This window comes from Ruegeria sp. (assembly GCF_965199275.1).
Taxonomy (GTDB): domain Bacteria; phylum Pseudomonadota; class Alphaproteobacteria; order Rhodobacterales; family Rhodobacteraceae; genus Ruegeria.
Map to the genome: position 1 here is coordinate 73,577 of NZ_CBDAQX010000022.1, position 22,815 is coordinate 96,391.

The following is a 22,815-nucleotide window of genomic DNA, read 5'->3' on the forward strand; positions in this document are numbered from 1 at the left end:
CTTTAGTCGATCCGAACTGACACCCGATCCGACGCGCCACGGGCGTCTACCACCACGAGTGCGGAATACCCGCGACCCGGGTTGGGAATTTCGAACTCGCGATGTCGCTGCCCCGTCAACACCGGAACGCCATCCGCAAGCAGTGAAAACGGTACGACCCCGCCGCGCAATTTTATGGTCACGGGATATCCATCAGTCTCTAACACAGAATTATTGGGCGGAAAGATCAGGTCTGGGGCGCTTGGGTCATCGTCGAACGCTGCCCCTCGGGGCTGAAAGCGTTGCAAAGGTTGCGGCAGTCCGGCGGCCCCCACAATCAAGGTCGATGGCGGTGGTGGGCGCAGCGGGGTAGCAGCCGGTTTCAGATGGCCGAAGGCTTCGAACAGCAAAGGGGCCGCCAGCTCTCCACCAAAGGCGCCGGGGACCGGAGTGCCATCCGCGCGCCCTAGCCAAACGCCGATCACGTGCTGGCCGTCAAAGCCGATCGCCCAAGCATCCCTATGCCCGTAAGACGTGCCGGTCTTATACGCCAGACCAAACGCGGCGGCCCCCGGAGGGGGGGCAAGACCGGCCAGAATATCGCTCACCTGCCACGCCGCGACATCTGACAGAACCCGAGGCGTCTCAGCGCGATCCGCCAAGGCCTCATGGCGCAACCATGGCCCCTGCCCACCTGCGGCCAGCGTGGCGTAGAGTTGCACCAGATCGTGCAGGCTCAGCCCAACGCCACCTAGCGAAATAGCAAGACCCGGCGTGACTCCTTTCAGTTTCGGGTGGGCTCCGGCCTGCTTAAGGGCGGCCATCACGCGCGCAGGCCCAAGCTCATCCGTCAGGCGTACAACTGGAATATTAAGCGACATTTGCAGCGCGTCCCGCACCCGCACATCGCCGCGAAATACGCCATCGAAGTTACGCGGCGCGTAGCGGCCAAACATCACCGGGCTGTCGCTGATCAACGTTTCGGGATGGGCTAGCCCCTGATCGAAGGCCAACCCATAGACCAGAGGTTTCAGCGTCGACCCAGGAGAGCGCAGCGCTCGGGTCATGTCCACGAACCCTTGCCGCGCCCCCGCGTAGCCCGAAGAACCGACCGAGGCCAGAATCTCTCCACTGCGGTGATCTGCTACGATCAGCGCCCCAGAAATACGCGGCCCCGCTCGCGCCGCCGCCTGCGCCACGAGAGGTTCCAGCCGCTTCTGCAGCCCGGCATCCAGTGTCAGGTCCAAAGCCTCAGCTTCCGGGTTTTCACGCCGCGCTCGGTCTGTCAGGTGAGGGGCCAAGCGGGGAAATGCGCGCATCTGATCCGGGATGTTTTCGGTCAGCGCGCTGTGCGTCTCGGACGCGGTCAGAACTCCGTAAGACTGCATCCGCTTCAGAACCCGATCTCGCGCGTCTCGGGCGGCCAAAGGGGCACGGTCCGGGCGCCGGACCTCGGGCGACTGCGGAAGGGCAATCAGTAGGGCCGCCTGCGCTGGGGTTAGCCGCGCCGGGTCTTTTCCAAACCATGCACGGCTGCCTGCGCGAAGACCTTCCAGATTGCCGCCATAGGGGGCGTGGGTCAGGTAGAGGTTTAGGATCTGCTGTTTGCTCAGACGCCGTTCCAGCGCCAATGAGACCCTAACTTGGCGAATTTTGCCGCTCCAGCGCCCAGTTGAGCCATCCTCGATCAGCCGCGCGACCTGCATGGTCAGGGTTGATCCCCCCGAAACAGTTCGCCCATTCCATAGGGCTTGCCCGGCAGCGCGGAGGAACGCGAGAGCGTCGACACCGGAATGTGACCAGAACCGTTTGTCCTCATACCGCACCAGCATTTCGATGAACGCCGGGTCCACCGAGCCGGGGCGCATCCGCCAGATGCCATCTTCGACCGGGAAAGCCCGCAAAAGGGCTCCGTCTCGGTTCCTGACTTCGACCGAAGTTTCGGCCAGAACAGGTGGCAGGACGGTCGCGTCTACCCACGCATCCAACCGGTCCCGCGCAAAGGCGGTCAGATAGAGCGCAAAGGCCAGCGCCAGCAGCAGCGGGGCGAACCCCTTGCTGCGATATGGAGGGTGCGGGATCACCGCACCTCAACCCGCCCGGTTTCTGTCCGCGCGCGGTTTTGCGGGCGATACATATCCTCGACCGAGGCGGCTGGGTGGTGGAACGCACCCTGCGTGACGGCGCGGGCTACATAGGCCAGCGTCACCGTCTCGCCCCCGGACAGATCGACCGCCGCCAGAAAGCGGTCTGAGCGGAACTCGGTATGTGTCGCGTCGGACAGGTCCAGCCAATCCAACGCGCGTACATCGCCTGATCGCAACAGGTTGGGGTTGTCGATCTCAATCCCCGCGGCCAGAGGGTCATCGATCATCAACCGCGCGCCGCCGCTCTCGAACGGTGTGACGGTTAGAACGGTAACGAAGCGGTCACCGACGGTGAAGGTAGACGGGTCCAGAGGGTCGCCTTCAAGCGAGTAATAGGCTCTGTTTATAGCGTATCCTGTGCCTCCAGCCTCGGGCGGTGTGGTTGGGATGCCCGTCACTGTCAGTGTGATGTCGGTTGGGTTGGCTGCAGTAGCCGAGATGTTCAGATCATCCGTAAACCCCGTCTCACGCACCTGAACGAAGGGGCCCGAGACCGGCGCGCCGTTCACCATCAACCCCGAGTCGGATGGGTCGGATACAAGCGCATGCGCGGCCAGCAGAGACCATGAGGCCTCCTGCGTCGACAAATGCGCGCGGCCTGAGGTGACACGCTGGATCAACGCGTCCCGGTCCACGGCTTGACTGCCCGCATCGACCGCAAGGGTCAGCAGCCCGGCGGCATCCCGCAGATCTGTTCCGTAGTCGACCCGCCAAAGGTAGCGCTCCAGCGCGGGTCGGCGCTGCAGCAGCTGGGCCGCACGGGCGAACATGGCATCGGCGCGGGTCTGATCTCCGTAGGACGCCAGCGCCGCCCCAAGTTGCGCGGCGGCCAGAGGGGTGTCGAAAGCGTCCCCCTTGGTATCCGCGTAATAGCGCAGATCGCCCATCGAGGCTGCGCCTTCGCGCGCCAGCACCATCAGAGCATAGGCAATATCTTCACCGCCTTCGTCAAAATCCGGGGCATAGTTTACGCGGTTGCGCAGGTTATCCATGGCCTGCGCAAAGGCGCGGTCCGACACCGGGTGGCCTAGCGCTCGGGCGCGCGAGAGGAAGTCGGTGACATGGGCATCCAACCAGAAATCCCCGCTTTCTGCACGCCAGAGGCCGAACGCTCCGTTCGGGGCCTGCCGGGTCAGGATACTGCGGATCGAGTCGCCGATGCGTTGATCCACAATTGGCCCGTCACCCAGCCCCGACGCTTGCGCCACGGACGACAGGTACAGCAGCGGCAGAGCCTTGCTGGTGATTTGCTCGGTGCAGCCATATGGGTAGCGATTCAACTGATCCAGAAGGGCGGGCGTGTCGAACTTTGCCAAAGCTCCCGCGGATAAGATCGCCTTTGCGGTGCCGGGCTGGAAGCCATCGAACACGTCCTGGGTGAACAGGAAATTGTCGCCCGTACCCAGCGAAAACCGCCGTGTTTGAGCCACAATAGGGTCGTTTGCGCGTATTGGCATCCGGAGGGTTTGCGACAAGTCACGGCCATCCGGCGTCGTGATCGCCACGCTGATTTCCGGGTCTCCAACGGCAAGCGCGCGAAGCTGGATTTCGAACACCGCTTTGCCGCCATCCTCCAGCACAAAGCTGGCGGGGGCTGTTCCCAACTCCAACCCGGATGAGGTGGTCAGCCCCAGTCTAATCTCACCTGATGGGCCATCGGCATGGACGATCTCAAGTAACATCCGGCTTTGGTCGCCGGGGGCCAGAAAACGGGGCAGGCTGGCGGTGACGACCACGGGGTCGCGCACGATCATCTCGGCCTCGGTCTGTCCGACGGCGGCCGCCGACCAAGCGACCGCCATCAGCCGCACGGTGCCGTTGAAGGCGGGCAGAGGGATATCGACCTCGACCTCTCCGTTCGCATCCACCTGAACCGGGCCGCTGAAAACGGCCATCAGGTCTTGTGTGGGCGGAGGAGATTGCCTCTGCATTCCCGAATTGTCTCCTCCTGAACGGATTGTGCCCATTGCACCGTTCATGCCGTCGATCAGGCGGCCATAGACATCACGTAGGTCCACACCCAGACGGCGCTGGCCAAAATAGTAACTCTGCGGATCGGGGCTTTCGAAACCGGTCAGATTCAGGATGCCGACATCCACGGCGGCCAGAGTTAGCCAAACAGGCTCTCCTTCTGGAATATTCTCGACCCTAATAAGGGTTTTTTGCGTTGTTCTCGGAGAGGTCACCTGCGGCACATCAATGCTCACATCCAATGTGCGCCCGACAGGTTCAACCGTTGCATGGGCCACGCCCATCGAACGTGCCGGGTTCTGACCGGCTGCGACATCCATGGGGCGGATCACAGTGGCGGTGACATAGGCCCCCGCACCCCAATCCTCGGTCACGTCGATCGGGATCACGGTTTCGCCCTCTGACACGTCGACCATCTGGCGGTGGATCAGACGGTTTGAGAGGACCTCGATCTGCGCCACGCCTGCCATGCGCGGCACGATCCGCAGTTGCGCCGTCTCACCCGGACGATAGCTGTCGCGGTCCAGCGACATTTCCAGCCGGTCGGGTGAGGTTGAGGCGTCTGCCGCCTGATACCAACCCGCGCTGAACTCCACGGCGGTTTCCGCGTAAGCGCCATCGAGGCGTTCGACCACCAGTTCATACTGTCCCCAGTCAACCGGCTGCGACAGTTTCAGCGGCTCTGCACCTGTCTCAACCTCACCAGTGGCAATTCGCGTACGGCGCGTGGTCGGCTCCCAATTCCAGTCGCCATAGAGCTGATACCATTGATAGCGGGTTTCCAGCCTGTTCAACGTCCAGCGCAGGCGCATGGGTTCAGCGGTCAGGTCCGGGGACAAGCCGATGATTTGGAACGCGGCCTCGGTGCCTTCGGGGATCACATCCTCGAACAGGGGGCGGATGCCGATCATCGCCTGTGCGGATCGGACCGGAGCCGTTAGGCGGCGTTCGACGTGGCGGCCTGATCCGTCCGTCAGTCGGGTGATAACTTCGGCTTCGAGAGGTTTGCCATTCGTCTCTAACACGGGGATTTCGATGGCAACTGACGCCTGTCCAGAAGCATCCGTCTGCGCATCGCCGAAATAGGTGCTTTTGGTTGAGGTTTCGGCGTCGTAGCGCCCAAACCGATAAGTTTCAAATCCCGGAACGGCGTCGGTTGGGCGGGCGATGACCTGACCGTCAATGCTCAGATCCGACCCCGGCGCGCCGAACAGGTAGCGGGCGTCGATCTGCAAGGGCGGCGTATCGCCGGGGCGCAGAGGGGCGTCCGGCAGGTTGAGGTCAAAGTCGATGCGCTCGGGCAGGAAATCCTCGACCAGCACAGTTTGACGGGCCAGAGCGTCGGCTTTGGGGTCGGACTTGATCTCAATCTTCCACGTCCCGCGCGGCACATCCGGGGCGACGGGCAGGCTGAAGACATGGCCGCCTGCAACACCGCCATCCGAGACCGCGCGGCGATATTCCACCCCATCAGGGCGATAGAGAACGGCAGTCAGGGGCAGGCCTTCGATGGCCTGAGCCGTGTTGTCGCGCGACAGGGCTGTGATGTGAATGACCTCTCCGGCGCGATAGGCGCCTCGGTCGGTGGTCAGGAACACATCCACAGGACTGGCAGGCGCGCGCCCTTCGACCCCGCGATCCGAGAGGTCAAAGGCGGGATCGGTCAGAGAGAGGAAGCTGAAATCAGAATCCCCATCAGCGACCATTACCAAAGCAGGTGCGCTTGCGCCTTTGCCGCGGGTCAGGCCCGCTTCGAACTGCGCATAGCCGCTGGCATCTGTCTGCGCCTTGGCAATCACCGCGTTGGCGTTTGAAACCAGCGAGACCTCGATCCCCTCGCGCGGGGTTGCGTCGTGCAGGCCGCGTACGGTGACATGCAGCCCGTCTGTACCAAGGGCTGTGCTGATCCCCAGGTCGGTCAGCACAAACCACTGTGTTGCGCCTGGATCATCATAAGGATCTGCCCCGGGGACGCGCGCAGTCAGGGCATAGATCCCAGCGGGTTGATCAGCAATCGCCTCGGCCATGGGAAGGCGGGCGGTCATGCTCTGGTTCAATTCGTTTGCGATCTCGGCGGTACCGGTCCAGACATCCTCGGCAATCTCGTCCGAGAATTCACGTTCCTGCCATTCGCTTAGGGGGCGGCCAAAGAAATCCTGCTGCACGGCCCGGATCAGGTTGCGATCGCTGACACGTCGCAAGGTCAGGTCCAGAGAGCCGGTATTGACCGTCTCAACCGGCAAGGCCGCATCCGCCGATTTCGGCAGCACATAGCTGCGCCCCGGAAACCGGACCGAAGGAGCACGGTCACGCACGTAGTGCGTCAGTTCGACAGTACGGTTCAGGGCCTCACCCGAGGCCGCCGGAAGCCCTTCGCGCAGGGCAAAGCGATAACGTTGACCATGCGCAACGCCGTCCAGGCAAAGGCTTTTGCCATCGACCTGCACCACCAGCCCATCGACACTGCGTTGCACAAACGGGTCGTAATCGACCCCCGCCTTGACCAAGGGTTCCGAGAACTCAACGCAGATACGCGGCGCAGCGGCGTTGCTTTCCACCGTGCTGTCGATGATGCGGAAACCGTATTTACCGATCGCATCGTCCAAAGCTGCCAAGACATCCTCACGCGGTTGGACCTGTTCGGCCAGCCGCAGCGCCGATACCATATCGCGACCGCGTTCGACCGCTTCCAGCGCGTCTGACATCACCATCAGCGCCGCGATTTGGGCCCCCGGTGTGTCCGCGCGCAGATATCCGTTGATGGCGGAGTTCAATGCGCGAATGCGGAAGTCCTGTTGCTCCTGATATCCGTTCGGGTTCAGGCGTAGCAGCAGCCGGGCGTATTCAACCCATAGGTCGGACGCATCGCTGAGGGTCACGGCCTCCCCAGTCCACAACATCGCAAGCCGATCCGTATCTGCGTTCAGCGCTGACTCCAGTAGCGTCTGCAGGTCACGCCCTCCGGCAGAGTGGCGAAACCCAAGATCGCGGGCCTGCTGAAACGCTTCGTTCAGGTCTTTCTGGCCTAGGAACGTGAGGGCCTCAGCACGCGTTTTCCCCAATATTAGGGTCTGCTCAGGGGTGAATGCTTTCTGTGCCGACACCGCGCCTTGATATGGCTCCTGCCGGTTCACACCGCTTTTAGGAAAACAGGCATCCGACCGAGTGTTATAGGTAAAGGCCGTGCAGCTTTGATTGGCCGAACAGGCCCGGATGCAGGACTTTAGATCCGTATCGAACAGCGCATCCAGATCCGAGCCATAAAAATCCGCATCTCGGGTCGTGATATAGCGGAACTCGGGCACGGCAGTCTGAGCCAGCGCGCCCAGCGTCAGGGCGAAAGTTGAAATGATGTAAGTTATTGAAAAAAATACAAAGCGGTGCATTGTGACCTCCTGTTTGGGGTCAATTTGACACGTGCGGTGCCCCTCAGGCAACGGCTTAAACACTTTTTCACCGATTGCCCGGATGCTGACGGCAGAGCGGACCGGAATCACGCATCATGAGCCTCGCACAAAAACTGGCACAGGAACGGCGCGCGCGCCTGGCGGCGGAACGGATGTTGGCGCTGAAACAGGCCGAGCTGTCCTCGGCCAATCGCAAACTGGGCCGCCATGCGATGGCGTTGACCAAACGCATCGGTGAAACCCAGGCTGAGGTTGAAACCGTCCGGGATGAGAATGAAAAGGTCAAATCCGATCTGACCGAGGCTCATGCCAAGGTCGAAGTGGCCGAGCGCCGGTTGTGGCATTCGATCCAGACCATTCAGGACGGTTTCGCCTTTTTCGACGGTGACAGTCGCCTGATCGGGGCCAACACCGCTTATCTGAGCGTGTTTGAGGGTCTGGATGAGGTCGCGCCGGGTATCCCTTACACGCGCATTCTTGAATTACTGACCAACGAAGGCATCGTCGACACCGGCGCGGAAAAGACCGGGGACTGGCAGGCCCGCATGCAAAGACGCTGGGCTCGGGCCAATCCCCCACCCGAAGTGATCCAACTGTGGAATGGTCAATATATCCGCCTGATCGACCAGCGCGGCAGCGGCGGCGATATGGTCAGCCTCGCCCTGAACATCACCGCATCCGTCCGGCATGAGGCGGAATTGCAGGCTGCACGCGACCGGGCCGAGGCTGCGAACCGCGCCAAATCGGCCTTTCTCGCGAATATGAGCCACGAAATCCGGACGCCCATGAACGGCATCGTCGGCATGACCGAGTTACTGTCCGAAACGCCGATGGATGAAGAACAGCGTCTATATGTCACCACGATCCGCAACTCGGGTGAGGCTTTGCTGGTCATCATCAACGACGTGCTGGATTATTCCAAAATCGAAGCGGATAAGCTGATCCTGCACCCCGAGCAATTCGACCTCGAACGTTGCATCCTTGAGGTCGCGATGTTGCTGCAGCCCAGCGTGCGGGATAAGGGCCTGACGCTGCTGGTGGATTACGACCTCTTCCTGCCGACGCTGTTCGTGGGTGATCCGGGGCGCGTGCGGCAGGTTTTGACCAACCTAGTGGGCAACGCCGTCAAGTTCACCAGCGAAGGTCATGTGTTGATCCGGGTGACCGGCGTACCTCATCCGGACCGCCAAGATTGCGACGTTCACATCGCCATTGAAGACACCGGCATCGGGATTGAGGACGACAAGATCAACCACATCTTTGGTGAGTTCAATCAGGTTGAAGATGAACGCAATCGCCAATTCGAAGGGACGGGGTTGGGCCTCGCGATCACCAAACGCCTGATTACCATGATGGGGGGCAATGTCTGGGTCGAAAGCGAAATTGGGCAAGGGTCGTGTTTTGGCTTCCGGGTGACTCTGCCCACTGCCGAGGGGCCACAACCCTCTCCGCCCGACCTGCAAGGGCATCTGAAACACGTGATGCTGGTCGAGGATATGGCCGCCAACCGGGCCATCCTTGCCAAACAACTGGGGCGCCTTGGGGCTAAGGTCACACTCTGCGCATCCGGAGGGGAGGCGCTGTCGAAGCTGGATCCCTCTATTGACTTGTTTCTATGTGATCATGACTTGCCCGACATGGACGGGATGGAGCTTGCGACCATCCTGCACGATCGCGGATGGACCGAGTTGCCGGTGGTCATCATGTCCACCAACCCAGGCGTCATTCACGCCAGTACCGCGCGGCACCTGATCGAAGGTGTCTTGCAAAAACCCATCCCCCGATCCGAGCTATACAGCCGACTGATCGCCTTGGGGCGCGCTGCATCCAAGCTAGATACCTCGCCTCAACCTACGCCTGAGACCCATCCAATCGGGAACCGCGTGATGCGCGTACTGGCGGCTGAGGACAACCGGACCAACCAGCTGATCCTGAAGAAGATGGTCAAGGATCTGAACATCAAATTGCGTTTCGCAGGCAACGGACAAGAGGCTGTTGACCTCTATCAGGAGTTTTTACCCGATTTGATCTTCATGGACATTTCGATGCCCCGCATGGATGGCAAACAAGCTACCGCCGAAATCCGCCGCCGCGAGGTTGAAACCGGTCGTCACGTTCCAATCGTCGCCCTGACGGCGCACGCCATGGCGGGGGATGATCAGGGCATTCTGGAGGCCGGCCTCGATCACTACCTGACCAAACCGCTGCACAAGAACCTTATCCAGAAAATGATCCTGGACCATTGCCCCGAGGACGCTGAACTTGTCACGTTCAAGCCCTAGTAAGCAGCGGCAGAGGCCCCAAAAAGGGGTCCCAACTTCATCTGGCTAAAAATATCTCGGGGAGCGCGAGGGGCTGGCCCCTCGCTTCCTGCCTTCTAAGCCGTGTAAGGACGCACGAAAACGGGCTTGTCGTCCTCGGACAGATCGGCGCGGTATTCATAGCCGCCGCTGTCAAAACACAGCAAACCGGCCGGATCGGTCAGGCGATGTTGAATGATATACCGCGCCATCGCACCGCGCGCTTTCTTGGCGAAAAAGCTGACGATTTTAGGTGTGCCACCTTTGTCTTCCATGAAGACCGGAGTGACGACCTTCAGGTTCAGCGCTTTCAGATCGACTGCCCCGAAATACTCCTGACTGGCGCACCTGACTTCCGACATTTTTTCGTATAAGTCATTGATATTATTATGCCTTGGTTGCCAAAAGGCACTACACGGACTTTTTTCGCCAGCGATTGTTTCGGAGTGTTGAGGGAGCTCAGGCTTTGGTCTGGCCAGTTTTTCGGGTGCGCCCGGGGGGTATCTTGAAAGGGGCTTCGTTCCAGGTCAGGCCGACGCAGGTGAGGATGCGTCTGGCATCGACCGTGGCATGGCTTGGCATGCCGTAGCGGTCAGGGGTGCCTTTGTGGCGCAGGATCGAGAGCTGCAATGCGTTCAACTCGTTGCGGATACGAGCCGGGCTCATCGGGTGTCCGAGCAGGTCCAGATGCTTGCGCAGGTGCTGCAGGCAGCAGAAGGCCATGTAGCAGATGGCGATATGGGCCCGGACCCGACGCGGCGACCAGTGATAGATGGGCCGGATTTTCAGATCGTGCTTGTTGGTGCGGAAGCAGGCTTCGATCTCCCACAACTGGTGATAGCGGGCAATGACGTCCTGTGCCTCCAGTTCGTCCGCACCATGAACAACAATGGCATGCAGCCCGTCCCATTGTGCCGCTGCCTTGATCTTTGCATCATCCAGCGTGACGTCCCCGCTGTCGGGGAAGGCCAGGAAGCGGCCATATCCCCGGCTGCTGAAGCTGCCGGGTTTGCGAGAGCGCTTGAGCTTCTTGTGCAGCTTTTCGATTGCCTTGTCGCGCTTGTGGGCATCATTGCGTGCCCGGGTGGGTGACCAGGTCACAATGACCCGCGCTCCCTCCTGGTCGATCACCTTGTACCAGCCCTTCTCGGTTGCCTCTTCAGAACCGTGTCCAGCCCAAGGCTGGCGTCCCTCCGGGCTCAAAATGTTCGCCTTCACGGCGGCCGGGGCGGACTTCATGCGATAGCCGAGGATGTAGGGCAGACCCTTGTTCTGCAACATCTGCTGGTTGTCCTTGCTGAGCATGGCGGCATCGGCCACGAACGTGACCCTGGCCACGTCGAAGCGTCCCTCCAACGCCTTCAGCGCAGCTTCCAGCGTATGACCTTCCCAGGTGTTTCCCGGGAAGAGTTCATAGCCCACAGGCAGCCCATCGGAGGTGACGATCAGCGCCAGCATGACCTGAGCGCGGTGATGCTTGCCATCCTTGCTGAAGCCCTTGGCCAGAAGATGATCCTGCTCGACCCCGTCCGCATCCTCGGCCGGGTCCTCGCGCTCGGTGTCAAAGGCCAGGGTCGTGCAATCGTAGAACAGCACGGTCACTGGCCCGCCCAGCAACTTCTCTGCCGCCGCGTGAGAGGTTTTGCAAATCCCGTCTATCACCGGCGTATTGATGTAATCCATGCTCCGATAGACCACGTCCAGATTGAGCGTGATGCCTGCCTGGTTCTCCAACGCCTCCACGGTCGCGCGCTTGCTCTCGGGCTGTGCGATCCGCGCCATAACCAGCTCTTTCACAATGCGATTGGCACTTTTACGCGCCGCCCCCAGAAGGGCCCCCCAACCCAGTTGGTCATACATCGTCCCCATGACATCCCGCAGACCCAGAGAGACCCGCGCCTCCTCACGGCACTCGGCAAGATCAACGCCAAGCTTGTCCGGCCGCGGAGCGCGGCGCACCAGCGCCTGCAGATCGGCATATTCCGTGGGCGTGAACAGTTCCATTTGCGGCGAGCGATCAATGCGTAATTGCTCCATCAAGCGGCCCGCCAGACGCTTGATATCCTCAATCTCGCTGTCGTTATGGGCCACACCCACATGGCGCAGGATCTTCTGGCGTACCTTGGAGCCGGTGCGGACGGATTCAACGATCTGGATCCGTGTGCGGTTGAGCTTTGCGTCATGTTTGGTGCGGATGAACATGGGCGAAGAGGTTAGCCATCTGAAGGCCCATGTCAATACTTTTTATAATAATGGGGCACTACAACGCGCCTCTGAGCAACCACACCTGAAAACAAACCAAAAACCCAGTCAGATCAACAAAAAGGTCGGAAGTCAGGAAACCGGTCGTCACGTTCCAATCGTCGCCCTGACGGCGCACGCCATGGCGGGGGATGATCAGGGCATTCTGGAGGCCGGCCTCGATCACTACCTGACCAAACCGCTGCACAAGAACCTTATCCAGAAAATGATCCTGGACCATTGCCCCGAGGACGCTGAACTTGTCACGTTCAAGCCCTAGTAAGCAGCGGCAGAGGCCCCAAAAAGGGGTCCCAACTTCATCTGGCTAAAAATATCTCGGGGAGCGCGAGGGGCTGGCCCCTCGCTTCCTGCCTTCTAAGCCGTGTAAGGACGCACGAAAACGGGCTTGTCGTCCTCGGACAGATCGGCGCGGTATTCATAGCCGCCGCTGTCAAAACACAGCAAACCGGCCGGATCGGTCAGGCGATGTTGAATGATATACCGCGCCATCGCACCGCGCGCTTTCTTGGCGAAAAAGCTGACGATTTTAGGTGTGCCACCTTTGTCTTCCATGAAGACCGGAGTGACGACCTTCAGGTTCAGCGCTTTCAGATCGACTGCCCCGAAATACTCCTGACTGGCGCAGTTCACCAGGACCTCGCTGCCAACCTCAGCCCCTTGCGCATTCAGTGCTTTGCTGAGCTGATCGCGCCAATACTCATACAGGTTCTTGCCGCGCCGGGTTTTCAGCTTGCTGCCCATTTCCAACCGATAGGGCTGAATCGCGTCCAGAGGGCGTAGTACGCCGTAAAGGCCGGACAAGATTCGCAGATGGTCCTGCGCCCATGCCATCTCATCAGCGTCCAGTGAGGCCGCCTCTAGCCCCTGATAGGTGTCACCGGCAAAGGCCAGTGCGGCGGGGCGTGTCGCCTCAAGCTCGGGCGCGTCGGCGAAAGCGCGATAGCGGTCGCGGTTCAGCCGGGCCAGATCATCGCTGAGGTCCATCAGTTTCTTGAGGTCGCCAAGTGTCAGGTTGCGCGCAGTCTTAGACAGGCGGATCGCATCGTCCTGAAAGTCGGGTTGCGTGGCCTCAACATCCCGCTCTGCCCAGTCCAGCCGCTTGGCCGGGGAAATCACTACCAGCATATCCGCCCTCGTTCCTTGCCTGATAGGGCGTATTTAGCCCTCTTGCCGCAGCACGTCCAGAAAGGCTGCACCAAACCTCTCGTGACGACGATCGCCCAACACCTGTTCGACCCCGCGCGAGTCATCGGGTCGCAAATGCGCCACCTTCGCTAGTTGCGAGGCCGTGCAGCTAAGCGGTTTGTCGATCCCCTCTGGCCCACGGGACAATTGTGACTGCACCTCAAGCAGGCGATCATAGATCTCGCCCTGCCCGCGCCCGGCCAGCTTGCGCCGCGCAGGGTGGACCGCTTCTACGGCCCCAGCAATGACCTCAAGGAAGGTGTCGCCATAGCGTTCAAGCTTCTTGGCCCCGACCCCTCCGATGCGGGCCATGTCGTCCAGCGTATGTGGACGTTTCTCGGCCATTTCGATCAGGGTGCGGTCCGGGAAGATGACATAGGCAGGCACACGCGCGGCTTCGGCCAAAGCGCGGCGCTTGGCCTTGAGGGCAGAGAGCAGCGGAGCGTCTTCTTCGGCTACCATCGCCTTGACTGCGGGGCGGCGCGTGGCTTTGCGGATCGTATCCTTGCGCAAGTTGATCTGCGCCTCACCCTTCAGGATCGGTTTGGCGGCCTCGGTCATGCGCAGGGCACCGTGGCGTTCGGGGTCGGGGCGGACCAGATCATGGCCCATCATCTGCCGAAAGATCGCCTGCCATTGCGGGCGCGACCAGTCTTTGCCGATACCCCAGGTCGACAGCGTATCATGGCGGCGCGCGCGGATCTTGTCGGTTTCATTGGCCAGAAGGATGTCGATCAGATGGCCACTGCCAAACCATTCCTCGGTCCGCAGGATCGCCGACAGCGCCATACGGACGGGGGTTGTGCCATCAAAAACCTCGGGTGGGGTGTCGCACAGATCGCACTTTCCGCAGGGTTCGGTTGTTTCTCCGAAATAGCCCAGCAGAGTCTGACGACGGCACACCAGCGCTTCGGCAAGACCTAGCAGTGCGTTCAGGCGTGCATGATCCGCCATGCGCCGTTCTGGTGGGGCGAGGCCTTCATCTACCTGCGACCGGCGCAGGCGGATGTCATCGGGGCCGAACAGGGTCAGGGTTTCAGCCGGGCCGCCATCGCGCCCGGCGCGACCGATTTCCTGATAATAAGCTTCGATGGATTTGGGCAGGTCTGCATGGGCAACCCAGCGGATATCGGGTTTGTCGATGCCCATGCCAAAAGCGACGGTAGCGACGACGATCAACCCGTCCTCGCGCGCAAAACGGGTTTCGACGATGCGCCGGTCTTCGGGGTCCATGCCGCCGTGATAGTGACAGGCCGAATGCCCTTCGTCGCGCAGAGCCTTGGCCAGCACTTCGGTCTTGTTGCGGGTGCCACAATAGACGATGCCGGATTGGGTTTTGCGCGCGGCGGCGAAATCGAGGATTTGTTTGCGCGGTCCGTCCTTGGCTGCAAAGGCCAGGTGGATGTTGGGCCGGTCGAACCCTCGCAGGAACTTGCGAGGGGTGCCGCCGTCGAACAGTTTCTCTACGATCTCGTCCTGCGTTTCGGCATCCGCCGTGGCAGTGAACGCGGCCAGAGGTACGTTCAGGGCGCGCCGCAGCTCTCCGATCCGCAGATAGTCGGGGCGAAAATCATGACCCCATTGGCTGACGCAATGCGCCTCGTCCACAGCGATCAGACTGGCATTGATCCGGCGCAGCATGCCCAGCGCAGACCCGGCCGCCGGACGCTCGGGCGCCATGTAGAGGAGTTTGAACCGTCCGGACTCCAACGCCTCCCACACCGCGTCGGTTTCTTCGGGTGTATTGCCCGAGGTCAACGCGCCGGCTTCAACCCCGGCCTCTTGCAGGCCTCGGACCTGATCGCGCATCAAAGCGATCAAAGGGGAGATCACGACCGTCACACCGTCGCGCAGCAGTGCAGGCAATTGAAAACACAGGGATTTACCGCCGCCCGTTGGCATGATTGCCAACACGTTTTCGCCTGCAGTTACAGCATCGACGATCTCTTCCTGACCGGGACGGAAGTCGTCGAATCCAAAGACATCTCGCAGCAGGGGTGCGGCGTCGAACATGTGCGGGGTTGCCCTGTTTAAAGGTTTATCTGCTCTTAAGACAGGACAATCACACACTAAGATTCGGTGAACAAGAGTTCAGACGAAATAGCCCGCATTGTTGATCAAGATAATCCGCGCCGCATAGACCCCGATCAGCACGACAAGAGGGGTCAGATCCAGCCCGCCCATATTCGGCAGGATACGGCGGATCGGGCCGTAGATCGGTTCGAGTATGCGGTTCAGGCCGTACCAGATCTGCGCGACCAGCTGTTGGTGCAGATTCAGCACCTGGAAATTGATCAGCCAGCTCATGATCACGTGGGCGAGGATAATGAACCAGACAATGTCCAGGATCAGAAGCAGGATTTGGATCAGCGACAGCATGGGTACTCCGTTCTTTGACCGAAAAAGACCTAAGCACACACGCCGCAAAGAGCAAGCCTGCGCCAACTGAAAGCTTGCGAATTGGGCCAAACACCCGTCTTATTGGACAAAAGAATAACTGGGGCAGTCATGGCAGAGATTTCCAATCGCAAGCGCATCTGGGGCTGGTGGTTTTTTGATTGGGCATCGCAGCCTTATCATTCGCTTCTGGTTACCTTTGTATTCGGTCCCTATTTCGCCGGAGTCGCCGCAGGGTACTTCACCGATGCCGGGCTGGACCCGCAAGCCGCCGCCGCGCGGGCGCAGACGGTCTGGGCCAATTGCCTGACCATCACCGGGCTGATCATCGCTTTTGGCGCGCCTCTGCTTGGGGCGATGGCAGATGTTTCCGGGCGTCGCATACCGTGGATATTTGCGTTCTCGGTGATGTATGTGGTGGGGTCCGCCGCACTTTGGTACACGATGCCCGACGGCTCGAACATGTGGCTGATGCTGTCGGCCTTTGGGCTGGGCTTTGTCGGGGCAGAGTATGCGCTGATCTTCATCAACTCACAGCTGCCCGAACTAGGCGATGATAATCAGGTGGGCGAGATCTCGGGCTCAGGTTTTGCCTTCGGATACTTTGGCGGGTTGATATCGCTGGCGATCATGCTGGCGTTATTTGTCGAACAGCCCAACGGCAAGACGTTGATCGGGATAGAACCTGCTTTGGGTCTGGATGCTGCGACTAGCGAGGGCACGCGCTTTGTTGGGCCTTTCACCGCCGCGTGGTTCGTTTTGTTCATGGTGCCCTATTTCCTATGGGTGCGTGACGATCCAAAAACCGAGAAAACCGGCAGTTTCGCCGAGGCGCTGCACTTGCTGGGGCACTCCATCTCGGACCTGCGGCACCGGGTCAGTCTGGCGACCTATCTCGGGTCGTCGATGTTTTACCGCGACGCGTTGAACGGGCTTTATAGCTTTGGCGGTGTCTATGCGCGGTTGGTTCTAGAGTGGGACCTGATCAAGATCGGTGTCTTCGGAATTGTCAGCGTTCTGGCCTCGGCCATCTTTGCGTGGATTGGGGGCAAGTTGGATCGGAAATACGGCCCTAAACCGGTCATTCTGGTTGCAATCTGGGTGCTGATCTTTGTCTGTATCACCGTCGTTTCGATGGACCGGACGCAGATCTATGGCATAGCGCTACCTGAAGGGTCCGGACTGCCCGACATGGTGTTTTTCGGCTGTGGTATCCTGATCGGCGGGATGGGAGGGGTTTTGCAATCCGCCAGCCGCTCAATGATGGTGCGCCATACCGATCCCGCGGCTCCGGTAGAAAGCTTTGGGCTTTATGGCTTGTCCGGCCGTGCGACCGCTTTTGCTGCGCCGCTCTTGATCGGGGTAGCAACAACTGTGACTGGTAGTGCAAGACTAGGGGTGTCACCGATCATTCTGTTGTTTATTCTGGGGCTATTCCTGATGCGCTGGGTAAAGCCGGAAGGGGATCAGAGCAGATGATTTTACTACGTTTTTTGGCACTATTGGCCACGATCACATGGGCAGGCACGGCGGGGGCGCAGCCTCTGGCCAAGCAATTGTTCGGGGCGCAAAAGCAAAGCTCACAACAAAAACCAGCCGCTTTCGGCAGTTATTCGCGCGGATGCGCCGCCGGATCGGTGCAGCTGCCTGAAACCGGGCCCACATGGCAGGCCATGCGCCTGTCGCGCAATCGCAACTGGGGCCACCCCGAGGCGATCGATTACGTGCAGGACCTCAGCCGGTTTGCGGCCAAGCAGCCGGGGTGGAATGGTCTCTATGTCGGGGATATTAGCCAGCCGCGGGGCGGGCCGATGACCTCGGGCCATCGCTCGCACCAGTTGGGTCTGGATATCGATATCTGGATGCTGCCCGGAGACAACATGCGGCTGTCGCGTAACGCGCGTGAGAATATCTCGTCCATTTCCCTGCGTCGCTCGAACGGAGCATTCGTGAACAGCAGCTGGACCAAACAGCACCATGCGGTTCTGCGCGAGGCCGCAAAGGACAAGCGCGTCGCGCGGATTTTCGTTTTCCCCGGTGCCAAAGTTCAGATGTGCAAGGAAGAGAAGGGTAACCGGGCTTATCTGCGTAAGATCCGGCCTTGGTGGGGGCATCACTACCACTTCCACGTGCGCCTGAAATGCCCGCGTGGGTCGAAAGGCTGCGTCAATCAGGACCCGCCGCCAAAGGGTGATGGCTGCGCGCAAGCACAGGAATGGGTCAACAATATCCTCAACCCTCCGCCACCTGATCCGAACGCGCCTGCGCCAAAGAAACGTCGCGAATATGTTTTGGCCGATCTGCCCCAGCAATGCGCTGCCGTTTTGTCGTCCAACTGATTGCCGCTGCTTTGTGGGCCGGTCAGGTCGCAGCGGTTGAGGTCAAAAGCGCTATTTTTCTGGGCAGCTACACATGGGTCGAGGCCGCGGATTGGTTCGGTGGCTTCTCGGCCATTCACCTGAGCGACGATGGATCCTACGCTACGATTCTGAGCGACCGGGCAACCCTCGCCACGGCCCGGATCACGCGCAAAGAAGGTGCGATATCGGGTGTCGAAGTGCAAAACCGCGGGCCGCTTCTGTCCAGCATGGGGCGTAAACTGAGCGGCCGGGCGGGGGACTCCGAAGGAATCGCCCTTGCGCCGGGCGGCGGCTTTTTCGTGTCCTTCGAAGGTGTTCATCGCGTGGCCTATTATAGCTCTCGGGAGGCCAACGCGCAGGTTCTGCCGCGCCCTCACGCCTTCAGTACGTTGGATCACAACGGTTCTTTCGAGGGGCTGGCGATTGACGCGCAAGGGCATCTATATACCCTGCCGGAAAAAACCCGAACGGCGAGCGGCGATATCCCGGTTTTTCACTGGGACGGGACCAACTGGTCCACCCCTATTACCCTACAACAGCGGGATCGCTTCCTGCCCGTTGCGGCTGATTTCGGCCCAGATGGGCGCTTCTACGTGCTTGAGCGCTCGGTCGCATTCATCGGATTTCGGACCCGCCTGCGCCGATGGGACGTTTCAAACGACACACCGCGCGCCGAGGAGGTTCTTCTGGAAACCGAAACCGGCACACATGACAACCTCGAAGGTCTGTCGGTCTGGCGCGACGATCAGAACCGCCTGCGCGCAACAATGATCTCGGACGATAACTTTATGGCGTTGCAGCGAACTGAACTGGTGGAATACCTCCTGCCCGATTGACAGGACTAGACCAAGGGTCTAAACGCACGGCTTGCCTTGGGATGAGCCCTTGGCCAAGTCGCCGCTACCTTGTCAAAACGGGCATCTGAAAATGCAACGCTCTTATATTCCCGGCATCCTTGCCATGGCTGCCATTGTTGTGGCCTCGAACATTCTGGTTCAGTTCCTGATTCTTGACGGATTGCTGACCTGGGGTGCTTTCACCTATCCGCTGGCCTTCCTGGTCACTGACATCATGAACCGCGTCTATGGCGTGGGTCCGGCCCGCAAGGTCGTATTCGCCGGGTTTGTCACCGGTATCATCTGCTCGCTGATCGGTAGCCAGATCATGCTGCAGGGCGACGGCTTCGAATATGCCGCTGTACCGCTGCGGATCGCTGTTGCCTCTGGCACCGCCTTCCTGATCGCACAGTTGACCGATGTCACTGTTTTTAACGCCATGCGCGGCGGCCGTTGGTGGCGCGCGCCTCTGGTTTCGACTCTGGTCGGATCGGCGCTGGATACCGCGATCTTCTTTACGCTGGCCTTCTCGGCCTCGGTCACCTTCTTCGGCGCAAACGCTGACGCTGCGATCAACTGGGCGTGGGAGCCTGTGCCGTTCATGCTGTCCGGCCCGATGGCGCCGCTGTGGGTCACACTGGCTTTTGCGGATTGGTTGGTGAAGCTGTCACTGGCCCTGATTGCCCTGATCCCGTTCAAGGTGATCGTCGCCCGTCTGACCGCCGCACAGCCTGCGTAAAAAAGTGCTTTGAGAATGGCGCATCTTGTGTCAGGCTCAAAACTAACCGCAACAGATAGAAAAGGAGGTGATCCAGTGTCAAGAAAGAGATTGGAGAGAGGTGTCGGAACAACCGGGGGGAAAGCCTGCTAGGGCAGCCCTTGGCGGAGCGCTCGCTCCGGCTGGTCGATTGATCTGACCGACCCGACCTCCTTGTACTTTCGAAGGGCCGTCCCACCGGGGCGGCCCTTTCTGTTTCCTCCCGCGCCTTGTAAGGTCTGACCCATGTTGCGCATCACAGACGATATCATTCTGCAGGATTGGGAAATGACCGAGAGCTTTGTCCGCTCCTCCGGTCCCGGTGGGCAGAACGTCAACAAGGTCTCGACCGCAGTCGAGCTTCGGTTTGAGGCTTCACGCTCTCCATCCCTGCCGGAGCCAGTGAAGAACCGCCTGAAACGTCTGGCCGGGCGGCGCTGGACCAAGGATGGCGCAATCATCATTCAATGCGAAGAAACCCGGTCGCAGGCCCGCAACCGCGAACTTGCCCGGGCCCGACTGGCCGAATTGATCGCCCGAGCGCTGGTCAAACCCAAACGGCGGGTCGCGACGAAGCCGACCTATGGGTCGGTCAAACGGCGGCTGGCGGCGAAAAAAGCCCGTGGCGACGTCAAGACGCTGCGCGGCAAAGTCTCGGAAGAATGATCTGGTATCTTTGGGATGCGTTGCTACTCTGCCCCTGACTGGCAGGAGGGGTAACGACGTGAGGCTGAACGGCAAAACCGCAATCGTCACCGGCGGTGCATCCGGATTCGGGGCGGGAATTGTACAGAAATTCCTGATCGAAGGCGCGCGCGTGATGATCGCTGACATCAACGGCGACGCGGCGCAGGACCTGGCAGCGCAACTGGGCTCCGCCGCCATGGCGCAACAGGTGGATGTCAGCGACGGCGCGTCTGTTCAGGCGATGGCCGACGCGGCAGAGGCGGCCTATGGGCAACTCGATATTCTGGTCAACAACGCTGGCGTCACCCATCTGCCCACCCCACTAGAAGACGTCAGCGAAGAGGATTTTGATCGCGTATTCAACGTGAACATGAAGTCAGTATACCTGACTGCCCGCGCCTTTGTCCCGGCGATGAAGGCGCGAGGTGCCGGGGCGATCCTCAACGTTGCCTCAACGGCAGGGCTGTCGCCGCGCCCCAATCTGAACTGGTACAACGCCTCCAAGGGCTGGATGATCACCGCGACGAAAACAATGGCGGTCGAACTGGCCCCCTCTAGTGTGCGGGTCAACGCCATCTGCCCGGTCGCGGGGGAAACGCCGCTGCTGAAATCTTTCATGGGCGAAGACACGCCCGAGATTCGCGCCAAGTTCCTCTCGACCATCCCGCTTGGTCGCTTCTCCACACCGGAAGACATGGCCAACGCGGCCCTGTTCCTCTGCTCGGACGAGGCCAGCATGATCACCGGCACTGCGCTTGAGGTCGACGGTGGCCGCTGTATCTGATCCGCTCTTCATCTGGCCAAAAATACCTCCGCCGGAGGCAGCGCGCGCTAGCGCGCTTTCGGCCCAACACAAAAGGCGAAAATGACCCCCGGAGCCCGAAACCTTATCACCGATGTCCCCGGCCTGAAGGTCGGCAATGCGCAGGAGACAGCGCTGAAGTCCGGCACAACCGTTCTGACAGCCGACGCGCCGTTCACTGCCTCGGTCCACGTGATGGGCGGAGCCCCCGGCACGCGCGAAACCGACCTGCTCGCCCCCGACAAATCCGTCACCCATGTCGACGCCATCACTTTGTCCGGTGGATCGGCCTTTGGTCTGGATGCCTGCTCGGGCGTCTCGGACGCGCTACGGGCACAAGACCGGGGATTTCCTGTCGGCGATATCAGGGTCCCAATCGTTCCCGGCGCAATCCTGTTCGACCTGTTGAACGGCGGTGACAAGTCATGGGACGACAACCCTTACCGCGCTTTGGGACGCAAGGCTTTCGAAACCGCCAGCAAGGATTTCACCCTGGGCACAACTGGGGCAGGGACCGGAGCCTTGGCGGCGATGCACAAAGGCGGGCTGGGTTCGGCCTCATTCGTTTTGGACAGCGGAGTGACCGTTGGCGCCTTGGTGGCGGCGAACCCGCTGGGAGGTGTCACAACGCCGGGTGATCGCCATTTCTGGGCCGCGCCGTTCGAGATTGGTGATGAATTCGGCGGTTTAGGGCCTGATCCCAGCGCCGGACTGGGCCAACTGCAAGTCAGCCGCAAGTCGCAGGTCATGCGTGCCGATCCGCAGAAGGCCAACACGACGATTGCCATCGTCGCCACCGACGCGGCCTTGTCCAAACCTCAATGTCAGAGATTTGCGGTCGCCGCCCATGATGGGATAGGGCGCGCAATCCTTCCCGCGCATACGCCGGGCGATGGGGATCTGGTGTTTGGTGTCAGCACCGGGGCAAAGCCCATGACCTCTGAGATCGAGCTTGGGCAGATCGGCCATGCGGCCTCTCTCTGTCTGGCGCGGGCGATCGCGCGAGCAATTTATCTAGCGACACCCGTCTACGACGATTTGCTACCTTGCTGGTCCACGCTAAACGCAACAGAGTAGAAACGCCCGTACAGGCGCTGAAAGGCGCGCATGCGCGGCAATCTGCGCGTTGACTCTGGGCCGTTCAAAAGCACCATCTGCGCAAGCCACCAAGTATCGGAGCCAAAAAATGAATCGCATCCTAGCTACAGCAATCATCGGCCTACTGGCCCTGCCAGCCTATGCGGAAGGCGACGCCGAAGCAGGTAAGAAAGCCTTCAACAAGTGCAAATCCTGCCACATGATCGCGGATCCCGAGGGTGAAGTGATCGTCAAGGGCGGCAAGACCGGGCCGAACCTCTATGGCATCGCAGGTCGGACTGCGGGCACCTATGAGGGGTTCAAATACGGCGACAGCATCGTTGCTGCAGGTGAAAACGGGCTGGTTTGGGACGAAGAGAGTTTCGTCGCCTATTCGCAGGACCCCAAAGCGTTCCTGAAGGATTACCTTGGCGAAACAGCGGCCAAATCCAAGATGTCGTTCCGTCTGAAAAAAGGCGGCGAGGATGTCTATGCCTACATCGTGAGCGTCTCCGGCGAGTAAAATTGGCCAAAAATCCTGTTGGACATGACGAAAGGCCGCACACCTGCGGCCTTTCGTGCGATTGATTACCTGACTGATCATTGCCACCTTCGATCCATGCGGTGCCCGTGCTTAGCCCTATGACA

At 60.4% G+C, this 22,815-nt stretch carries 16 protein-coding genes and 1 pseudogene; 10 read left to right on the forward strand and 7 right to left on the reverse strand.

The features are described from left to right. Nucleotides 1–2: 2 nt before the first annotated feature. A complete protein-coding gene (pbpC, locus tag ACOERD_RS20100) occupies nucleotides 3–2,063 on the reverse strand; it encodes a penicillin-binding protein 1C (protein WP_419740224.1) in 2,061 nt (686 codons plus the stop codon). After that, on the reverse strand, nucleotides 2,060–7,483 hold the full coding sequence (locus ACOERD_RS20105) for an alpha-2-macroglobulin family protein (RefSeq protein ID WP_419740225.1): 5,424 nt from the start codon (nucleotides 7,481–7,483) through the stop codon (nucleotides 2,060–2,062). Before ACOERD_RS20105 ends, pbpC begins: the two co-directional genes overlap by 4 nt. Nucleotides 7,484–7,599: 116 nt before the next feature. Here ACOERD_RS20105 and ACOERD_RS20110 point away from each other — a divergent pair, with 116 nt between their 5' ends. Further along, on the forward strand, nucleotides 7,600–9,786 hold the full coding sequence (locus ACOERD_RS20110) for a response regulator (RefSeq protein ID WP_419740226.1): 2,187 nt from the start codon (nucleotides 7,600–7,602) through the stop codon (nucleotides 9,784–9,786). Nucleotides 9,787–9,881: 95 nt separating this feature from the next. Here ACOERD_RS20110 and ACOERD_RS20115 read toward each other — a convergent pair whose 3' ends face one another. Together ACOERD_RS20115 and ACOERD_RS20120 are read right to left on the reverse strand one after the other, a co-directional pair. Further along, a complete protein-coding gene (locus tag ACOERD_RS20115; protein WP_419740554.1) occupies nucleotides 9,882–10,241 on the reverse strand; it encodes a YaaA family protein in 360 nt (119 codons plus the stop codon). Between the two features lie 22 nt (nucleotides 10,242–10,263). Further along, nucleotides 10,264–12,006, reverse strand: a complete 1,743-nt coding sequence (locus ACOERD_RS20120) for an IS1634 family transposase (RefSeq protein ID WP_419737624.1) — start codon at nucleotides 12,004–12,006, stop codon at nucleotides 10,264–10,266. 139 nt (nucleotides 12,007–12,145) lie between these two features. Between ACOERD_RS20120 and ACOERD_RS20125 the strand changes: the two are divergent. Continuing rightward, nucleotides 12,146–12,325: pseudogene (locus tag ACOERD_RS20125) on the forward strand (hypothetical protein); the annotation flags it as partial. 95 nt (nucleotides 12,326–12,420) lie between these two features. On the opposite strand, the gene yaaA reads toward ACOERD_RS20125, so the two are convergent. The 3 genes from yaaA to ACOERD_RS20140 form a co-directional block, all read right to left on the reverse strand. Continuing rightward, a complete protein-coding gene (gene yaaA, locus ACOERD_RS20130; protein ID WP_419740227.1) occupies nucleotides 12,421–13,191 on the reverse strand; it encodes a peroxide stress protein YaaA in 771 nt (256 codons plus the stop codon). Between the two features lie 33 nt (nucleotides 13,192–13,224). Next, on the reverse strand, nucleotides 13,225–15,264 hold the full coding sequence (gene recQ, locus ACOERD_RS20135; RefSeq protein ID WP_419740228.1) for a DNA helicase RecQ: 2,040 nt from the start codon (nucleotides 15,262–15,264) through the stop codon (nucleotides 13,225–13,227). A gap of 78 nt (nucleotides 15,265–15,342) precedes the next feature. After that, entirely contained in the window at nucleotides 15,343–15,630 is a 288-nt protein-coding gene (locus ACOERD_RS20140) for a YggT family protein (RefSeq protein WP_170472916.1), read from the reverse strand. 129 nt (nucleotides 15,631–15,759) lie between these two features. Between ACOERD_RS20140 and ACOERD_RS20145 the strand changes: the two genes are divergently transcribed. The 8 genes from ACOERD_RS20145 to ACOERD_RS20180 all read left to right on the forward strand — a co-directional run bounded on the left by ACOERD_RS20145 (nucleotide 15,760) and on the right by ACOERD_RS20180 (nucleotide 22,690). Next, on the forward strand, nucleotides 15,760–17,127 hold the full coding sequence (locus ACOERD_RS20145; RefSeq protein WP_419740229.1) for an MFS transporter: 1,368 nt from the start codon (nucleotides 15,760–15,762) through the stop codon (nucleotides 17,125–17,127). After that, nucleotides 17,124–17,987 (forward strand): penicillin-insensitive murein endopeptidase, encoded by an 864-nt coding sequence (mepA, locus tag ACOERD_RS20150; RefSeq protein ID WP_419740230.1) that lies wholly within the window; start codon nucleotides 17,124–17,126, stop codon nucleotides 17,985–17,987. Before ACOERD_RS20145 ends, mepA begins: the two co-directional genes overlap by 4 nt. Continuing rightward, entirely contained in the window at nucleotides 17,960–18,844 is an 885-nt protein-coding gene (locus ACOERD_RS20155) for an esterase-like activity of phytase family protein (protein ID WP_419740231.1), read from the forward strand. The genes mepA and ACOERD_RS20155 overlap by 28 nt, the downstream gene beginning before the upstream one ends. Before the next feature lie 91 nt (nucleotides 18,845–18,935). Continuing rightward, nucleotides 18,936–19,583 carry a queuosine precursor transporter gene (locus ACOERD_RS20160; protein ID WP_170459537.1) on the forward strand — a complete coding sequence of 216 codons (648 nt, stop codon included), beginning with the start codon at nucleotides 18,936–18,938 and terminating at the stop codon, nucleotides 19,581–19,583. A gap of 264 nt (nucleotides 19,584–19,847) precedes the next feature. Next, entirely contained in the window at nucleotides 19,848–20,267 is a 420-nt protein-coding gene (gene arfB / locus ACOERD_RS20165) for an alternative ribosome rescue aminoacyl-tRNA hydrolase ArfB (RefSeq protein ID WP_419740232.1), read from the forward strand. A gap of 58 nt (nucleotides 20,268–20,325) precedes the next feature. Then, complete coding sequence (locus tag ACOERD_RS20170) at nucleotides 20,326–21,072, forward strand: SDR family oxidoreductase (protein ID WP_419740233.1); 747 nt, start codon at nucleotides 20,326–20,328, stop codon at nucleotides 21,070–21,072. A gap of 81 nt (nucleotides 21,073–21,153) precedes the next feature. Continuing rightward, nucleotides 21,154–22,167: a P1 family peptidase gene (locus ACOERD_RS20175; protein WP_419740234.1), complete on the forward strand. Its 1,014-nt coding sequence runs from the start codon at nucleotides 21,154–21,156 to the stop codon at nucleotides 22,165–22,167. A gap of 109 nt (nucleotides 22,168–22,276) precedes the next feature. Continuing rightward, complete coding sequence (locus tag ACOERD_RS20180; protein ID WP_419740555.1) at nucleotides 22,277–22,690, forward strand: c-type cytochrome; 414 nt, start codon at nucleotides 22,277–22,279, stop codon at nucleotides 22,688–22,690. The last annotated feature ends 125 nt before the right edge of the window (nucleotides 22,691–22,815 follow it).

What these genes read in the sequence shown, in the direction of transcription:
- ACOERD_RS20180 (WP_419740555.1), top strand. Translation starts at nt 22,277, where the DNA reads ATGAATCGCATCCTAGCTACAGCAATCATCGGCCTACTGGCCCTGCCA.
- ACOERD_RS20110 (WP_419740226.1), top strand. Translation starts at nt 7,600, where the DNA reads ATGAGCCTCGCACAAAAACTGGCACAGGAACGGCGCGCGCGCCTGGCG.
- ACOERD_RS20145 (WP_419740229.1), top strand. Translation starts at nt 15,760, where the DNA reads ATGGCAGAGATTTCCAATCGCAAGCGCATCTGGGGCTGGTGGTTTTTT.
- recQ (WP_419740228.1), bottom strand. Translation starts at nt 15,264, where the DNA reads ATGTTCGACGCCGCACCCCTGCTGCGAGATGTCTTTGGATTCGACGAC.
- ACOERD_RS20140 (WP_170472916.1), bottom strand. Translation starts at nt 15,630, where the DNA reads ATGCTGTCGCTGATCCAAATCCTGCTTCTGATCCTGGACATTGTCTGG.
- ACOERD_RS20160 (WP_170459537.1), top strand. Translation starts at nt 18,936, where the DNA reads ATGCAACGCTCTTATATTCCCGGCATCCTTGCCATGGCTGCCATTGTT.
- ACOERD_RS20155 (WP_419740231.1), top strand. Translation starts at nt 17,960, where the DNA reads ATGCGCTGCCGTTTTGTCGTCCAACTGATTGCCGCTGCTTTGTGGGCC.
- ACOERD_RS20175 (WP_419740234.1), top strand. Translation starts at nt 21,154, where the DNA reads ATGACCCCCGGAGCCCGAAACCTTATCACCGATGTCCCCGGCCTGAAG.
- ACOERD_RS20105 (WP_419740225.1), bottom strand. Translation starts at nt 7,483, where the DNA reads ATGCACCGCTTTGTATTTTTTTCAATAACTTACATCATTTCAACTTTC.
- arfB (WP_419740232.1), top strand. Translation starts at nt 19,848, where the DNA reads ATGTTGCGCATCACAGACGATATCATTCTGCAGGATTGGGAAATGACC.
- mepA (WP_419740230.1), top strand. Translation starts at nt 17,124, where the DNA reads ATGATTTTACTACGTTTTTTGGCACTATTGGCCACGATCACATGGGCA.
- yaaA (WP_419740227.1), bottom strand. Translation starts at nt 13,191, where the DNA reads ATGCTGGTAGTGATTTCCCCGGCCAAGCGGCTGGACTGGGCAGAGCGG.
- ACOERD_RS20120 (WP_419737624.1), bottom strand. Translation starts at nt 12,006, where the DNA reads ATGTTCATCCGCACCAAACATGACGCAAAGCTCAACCGCACACGGATC.